This is a genomic window from Blastococcus sp. CCUG 61487 (assembly GCF_005222955.1).
Lineage (GTDB): Bacteria > Actinomycetota > Actinomycetes > Mycobacteriales > Geodermatophilaceae > Blastococcus.
The window spans coordinates 1-5,762 of sequence record NZ_LWUA01000060.1 but is presented as its reverse complement, the minus strand read 5'-3'; the positions used below and the strand labels follow the sequence as shown (position 1 = coordinate 5,762).

The 5,762-nt window shown below is 68.8% G+C and carries 5 protein-coding genes; 3 read left to right on the top strand and 2 right to left on the bottom strand.

Features of this window, described 5'->3' with window-relative positions; genetic code table 11:
- The first annotated feature begins 338 nt into the window (after positions 1 to 338).
- A complete protein-coding gene (locus A6V29_RS05290) occupies positions 339 to 1,436 on the top strand; it encodes a PAS domain-containing protein (protein ID WP_170977697.1) in 1,098 nt (365 codons plus the stop codon).
- Positions 1,412 to 2,809, top strand: coding sequence for an NAD(P)/FAD-dependent oxidoreductase (locus A6V29_RS05285; protein WP_137159336.1), 1,398 nt, complete (start codon positions 1,412 to 1,414; stop codon positions 2,807 to 2,809). The genes A6V29_RS05290 and A6V29_RS05285 overlap by 25 nt, the downstream gene beginning before the upstream one ends.
- 64 nt (positions 2,810 to 2,873) lie before the next feature.
- Here the strand turns inward: A6V29_RS05285 and tal are convergent, their stop codons facing one another.
- Both tal and A6V29_RS05275 read right to left on the bottom strand, forming a co-directional pair.
- Positions 2,874 to 3,995, bottom strand: coding sequence for a transaldolase (gene tal, locus A6V29_RS05280; protein ID WP_137159335.1), 1,122 nt, complete (start codon positions 3,993 to 3,995; stop codon positions 2,874 to 2,876).
- 29 nt (positions 3,996 to 4,024) lie between these two features.
- Positions 4,025 to 4,891, bottom strand: coding sequence for a universal stress protein (locus A6V29_RS05275; protein ID WP_137159334.1), 867 nt, complete (start codon positions 4,889 to 4,891; stop codon positions 4,025 to 4,027).
- 532 nt (positions 4,892 to 5,423) lie between these two features.
- Here A6V29_RS05275 and A6V29_RS05270 point away from each other — a divergent pair.
- A complete protein-coding gene (locus A6V29_RS05270; RefSeq protein WP_137159333.1) occupies positions 5,424 to 5,699 on the top strand; it encodes a cation:proton antiporter regulatory subunit in 276 nt (91 codons plus the stop codon).
- Positions 5,700 to 5,762 lie beyond the last annotated feature (63 nt).

Sequence of the window (5,762 nt, the reverse complement as noted above, 5' to 3'; positions counted from 1 at the left end):
ACCACGCCCGCGGGCTTGACCAGCACCAGGCGTTCCCGCGGGAACGCCGCACCCCTTGGAATCAGTCATCTAGTCCGCACCGACCGCAGGGAAAGGTCCAGCTGTGCCGGTCGCCGTGCACTCCGTTCCACCCGGTCACCCCGAGTCGGGCATCTAGCCTGGACGAGGCGAAAGCTGCCATGCACGACTCAGCGATGGGACGGCAATGGAGCACATGCCCCCGCCGACCCACGGGAGGATCGTGCCAGGGACGAATCTGCGCGGGGAGCAGCTCCCCCACCTACGCTTAACCGCCTGCAGGCACATGTCAGCACGATGGGATGTACCAGGGCTCACAGATGGCGGAACATGAGCTGCAGGAGCACTGGGAGACCATCGACCTCCTGCTGCGCGCCGAGCAACAACGCCGAGCGCTGGAACTGGCGGACACGCTCCCGTTGGCGATCTTGCAGACCGACGCGACTGGCGTGGTGACTCATGCCAATCCGGCGGCCGCGCGACTGTTCGGCCTCCCCGCCGCCCGCTTGCCCGGCAAGGGTCTCTCCGCTCTGCTGGACACCGCTGCTGACCGATGCCTGCTACGACAACGACACGGAGCTCTGAACAGTGGTGAGGTCACCGAGGTCCAGCTCGACGTGATCGTCCGCGGTCCGGACGGAAGGACTCCGTCGGTTCGCCTCTTCGGCTGGAAGGACACAACGGCGCCCACCCCCACCCTGACTCGATGGCTGGGCATCGAGCTGACCAGCGACGCACCAGCTCCGTCGGCGCCGACTCCACCGAGGGACGTGGACAAGCCTGGTACGACGGCAACGGCCATGGCGCAGGCCTTCGCGCGGTTGGCCCTTCTCCCAGCCACGACCGAGGACGAGCAAGGACTGCTGCGCCGAATCGAGGCCGTAGTGAGGGGCGCAGTCCCGGGTGCGACGTCGATGAGCATCAGCGTCGGCCCGCCATCGGAACCCGGCCTCGTTGCCGCTGAGGACGCAACAGCCCAGCTCTTCAACGGCAAGCAGATCGCGGCCGGAGAAGGGCCATGCCAGGACGCCCACGACTGCAGAACCGTGGTGATGTCCGCAGACATCACCGTCGACGAGCGCTGGCCTCGCCTTCGCACCCTGCTGACGGAGGTATCTGTGCGCAGCGTGCTTGTCGTACCGGTGCGGCTGCCGGAGGAGCGCCCAGGAGCTCTCAGCGTCTACAGCGACCGGCTGGGGGTCTTCACCGACGGCAGCTCGCCGCTGGGCGAGCTGCTCCCGGCGGCGGTGACGGCGATCCTCAGCGAGGCCGCTGAACGATCGGCTCTCCGACGGGTCGCGGCCAACCTGGCGACGGTCCTGACTTCTCGGCTGTCGTGGTCCGTGGCCGGGCAATGGACTCGGCCTGACCGGCGCGCGGTTACGGTTCCGCCATGGCTCAACGTCCAGTCTTCTTGATCGTGGGCGGCGGCTACGTCGGCCTCTACACCGCCCTGCGGCTGCAGAAGAAACTGGCCCGGGGGCGGGCGGAGATCGTCGTCGTCGACCCGCAGCCACACATGACCTACCAGCCGTTCCTGCCCGAGGCCGCAGCCGGGTCCGTGGAACCCCGGCACGTCGTCGTGCCGCTGCGCCGAACCCTGCGACGCTGCAGAGTGATCACCGGGGCGGTGACGGGGCTCAACCACGCCGAGCGGCGGGCCCGCGTGATCCCACTGGAGGGAGAACCCTACGAGCTCTCCTACGACATCCTGGTCATGGCCGCGGGATCGGTCGCGCGGACTCTCCCCATCCCCGGCCTGGCCGAGCACGGCATCGGATTCAAGACCGTCGGCGAGGCGATCTACCTGCGCAACCAGGTGCTGGCCCGGCTGGACGCGGCCAGCTCGACCGACGACCCGGAGGTGCGCCGCCGGGCGCTGACCTTCACCTTCGTCGGCGGCGGCTACGCCGGCGTGGAGGCGTTCGCCGAGCTCGAGGACATGGCCCGCTACGCGATCACCCACTACTACCCGCGGCTCTCGACCGCCGACATGCGCTGGGTACTGGTCGAGGCCACCGGCCGCATCCTCCCCGAGGTCGACCTGGACATGGCCGCCTGGACGGTTAAGCAGCTCACCGCACGCGGGATGGACATCCGGCTCAACACCCGGCTGGAGTCGATCAGCGACAACTGCGTCGTTCGGCTTAGTGACGGCGACGAGTTTTCCAGCGACACCTTGGTCTGGACGGCGGGCACCAAGCCCAACCCGATGCTCACCGAGACCGACCTGCCGCTCGACGAGCGCGGCAGGGTGGTTTGCGAGCCCACCCTGCAGGTGCGCGGGCTGCTCGATGCGTGGTCGGCCGGCGACCTGGCCGCCGTCCCCGACCTCACCAAGGAGAGCCCCGGTGCGACCACCGCGCCCAATGCGCAGCACGCCGTCCGGCAGGCCAAGCGGCTGGCTGACAACATCGTGCGGGTGCTGAGCGACAAGGAGCCGATGCCCTATCGACACAAGTACGTCGGTTCGGTGGCCAGTCTGGGACTGCACAAGGGCGTGGCCCAGGTCTACGGCGTCAAGGTCAAGGGCCTCCCGGCCTGGTTAATGCACCGCAGCTACCACGTCAGCCGGATGCCCACCCTTGACCGCAAGGTTCGGATCATCGCCGACTGGACGCTCGCGTCGATGTTTCGCCGGGACGTGGTCCCGCTCGGGCAGGTGCACCACCCCCGTCGAGAGTTCCTGCTCGCCGCCGCTACCGGTGGCACCAATCAGCCGGCACGGTGGGCCGCCGATCTCCCAGCCCCGAAGGAGACGGGCATGCTGCGGCGCGCCTCCGGCAACTGACATCCCCGATGCAGTCGCGGAAGGGTCGGACGACCTGCGACACCTCCAGCAGGCCGCCCGAGGCCTAATTGTCCGGCCCTGCCCTTCGCGCCTTGTCCTGGAGCTGGGTGCGCACCGACTCGGTCAGCTCGTCCCAGGACTCCACGAACTTCTGCACACCCTCCTCCTCGAGCACCCGAAACACGTCGCCCAGGTCGACGCCGGCGTCGGCGATCGACTGCATCACCGCGGCGGCCTCGTTGTAGGTCTTCTGCACCGGGGTGCCGAGGCTGCCGTGGTCGGCGAAGGCCTGGAGCGTCTTCTCTGGCATGGTGTTGACCGTCCCCGGCGCGACGAGCTCGCTGACGTACAGCGTGTCGGGGTAGTCGGGGTTCTTCACGCCGGTGGAGGCCCACAGCGGCCGCTGCGGGCGGGCGCCCTGGGCCTCCAGCGCCTTCCAGCGGTCGGAGGAGAAGACCTCCTCGTAGGCCTGGTAGGCCAGCCGGGCGTTGGCCACCCCAGCCCTCCCCTTGAGGGACGGGTCGGCGCCGGCCTTGTCCAGCCGCTTGTCGATCTCGGTGTCCACGCGGGAGACAAAGAAGGACGCGACCGAGGCGATGCCCTCCAGCGAGCCGCCGTCGGCCAGCCGCTGCTCCAGCCCGGCCAGGTAGGCGTCCATGACCGCCCGGTACCGCTCGAGGCTGAAGATGAGGGTGACGTTCACGCTCATGCCCCGCGCGATGGACGTCGTGATCGCCGGCAGCCCGGCCTCGGTCGCCGGGATCTTGATGTAGAGGTTGGGCCGGTCCACCAGCCACCACAGGTGCGCCGCCTCGGCGGCGGTGGCGTCGGTGTCGTGGGCCAGGCCGGGGGCGACCTCCAGCGACACCCGGCCGTCACCGGGCTGCCGCTGGGCGACCGGCGCGAGCAGGTCGCAGGCGTCCCGGACGTCGGCAGCGGTGATCGTGCGCAGAGCCTCCTCGACGCTGACCTTCCGCACGGCGAGGGCGTGCAGCTGGTCGTCGTAGGACTCCGAGCCGCTGATCGCCGCGGCGAAGATGGTCGGGTTGGTGGTGACGCCGACGACGCAGTACTTGTGGACCAGCGACTGCAGGTTGCCGCTGCGGATCCGGTCGCGGGAGAGGTCGTCGAGCCACACGGCGACCCCGGCCGACGACAGCTCGGCCAGCCTCTCGTTTTGTGCCATTGTTGCTTTCCTCTCGAGACCGCCGCGGGTCAGGTGGTGAGGCGGTTGCCGGTCGGCACCACCAGCACCGGCCGCTGGGCGTGGTGGGTGACTGCTCTGGCGATGTCCCCGAGCAAGGTTGTGTGACGGTCCGACTCGCCACTGGAGCCGACAGCTATCACTGCTGCGCGCTGCTGCGCCGCATAGTCCGCCAGCGTGTGCGCAATCCCTGTTGCGCCGTGACCGCGGCGACGCAGCAGGACCACGCCGTCATCGGAACGTGGCCCACCGTTGTGGCCCTCGGGTGCGACGGTGGCCTGCAGGAGAGCGCGGCCCGGAAAGAGCTGGGCGGCCGTCGCCCCGGCTTGGGAGGCAGCGTTCGAGCCGTCATGGGCGACGACGACGGGTCCCTCAGCGGCCGCCGTCCACTCGCTGGTGGTCAGGGGATGAGGAATCACCAGGACGGGTACCGGACTTACCTGGACAACCACGTCGGAGACGCTGCCGAGCATCGCTTTGAGGCCGCTCAGGCCTCGCGACCCGACGAGCACTACATCGCTGTTCAACTGTTCAGCAAGCCGTGCGAACTGGTAGCCAACGCCCCCGTAGCTGCGCTCGACGAGCGGTTCAGCGGTCCAGCCTGCCGCCCGGGCCACAGCGACGCCGAGAGTTGCAATGCGCTCGGCTTCGGCTCGCCCCTCTCGCTCCAGCGCCTGGATCAGGTCGTCCAGGCTGCGGGCCTCCTGGGCCAAGCGATGCCGTAGTTCCGGCGAGGCGAAAGGAGGCTCCCATAGGTAGACGACGTGAGCTACCGCCTCGGGGAGCAGGCGACCGCCGACCTGAACAGCGGTGATCGCGCTCAGCGACCCGTCGAAGCCAACGAGGACGGGGACTGCTGCTGCGGCTGGTTCGCTCACCTTGGAGTCTCTCTGATCGATCCCGAGGTCGGCGTGCTGCTGCCCTGTGAGTGACCGCCGGGGAGGCTCCGACCACGGCAGACGGCGCGTCTGGCGTGACTGGGAGTTCCGTTTCTCCTCGAATCTCGCCGTCGACCGTCAGCCGAGACGATGTTCATGGCGGCGACGAGCAGAACATCGTGTTATGCGACGGCTACCCACATACTGTGGGTCCTCCTGCCGGTATCCGACCGTGTGGCTCGCGGCTGGCTCTCAACATTTTGAGTGTTCCCCTTGCGGTGAAGCGGAAACCTCGGGCCGCTGACAGCCGCTCCTCACGGCCTCGTGGCGGCGACGTGCGCCCACCGCGATGCGCGAGTCGGTCCTTACGAAGCTCGCTAAGAAGAGAGGCGACAGCGTGCCAGGCAGATTTCTGTCCCAGTGCGAGCACCCCCCACTCACATCTGGGATGAGCAGCCTCGGGTGGCTGCCTAACGGGTTGGTGGGGAGGATCGGCCCAGGCGCTGACTCGGCGTGCGCAAGGAGGTGTGCGGTGGAGGTGGAGCAGACACCGCTGCCTGGGGTGGGGATCCGGTACGACTTCGCGACCTCGTCGGGACGGCGGCTGGGACTGGTCGTGCACCGTGACGAGCGAGTCGACTTAATCGTCTACACCGAGGACGATCCGGACACGGTGGGCGAGTCGGTCCCCCTGGAGCCGCACGAGCGTGCGGCGCTGGTGGAGCTGCTCGCCTTGCCACCCGGCGAGGACGATCCCGGATCACGCACCCATCACCGGACCTGGCAGCTCACCGAGGATCAGCCGTAGCGTGGCGGAGGTCAACACGGTCCTGGGCGCGGCAGCGTCCGAGGGCGGGTTCAACCGGTCGAT

Bases quoted from the DNA above. Each gene is read 5' to 3' on its own strand.
- tal (WP_137159335.1), bottom strand. From the start codon at position 3,995: ATGGCACAAAACGAGAGGCTGGCCGAGCTGTCGTCGGCCGGGGTCGCC.
- A6V29_RS05290 (WP_170977697.1), top strand. From the start codon at position 339: ATGGCGGAACATGAGCTGCAGGAGCACTGGGAGACCATCGACCTCCTG.
- A6V29_RS05285 (WP_137159336.1), top strand. From the start codon at position 1,412: ATGGCTCAACGTCCAGTCTTCTTGATCGTGGGCGGCGGCTACGTCGGC.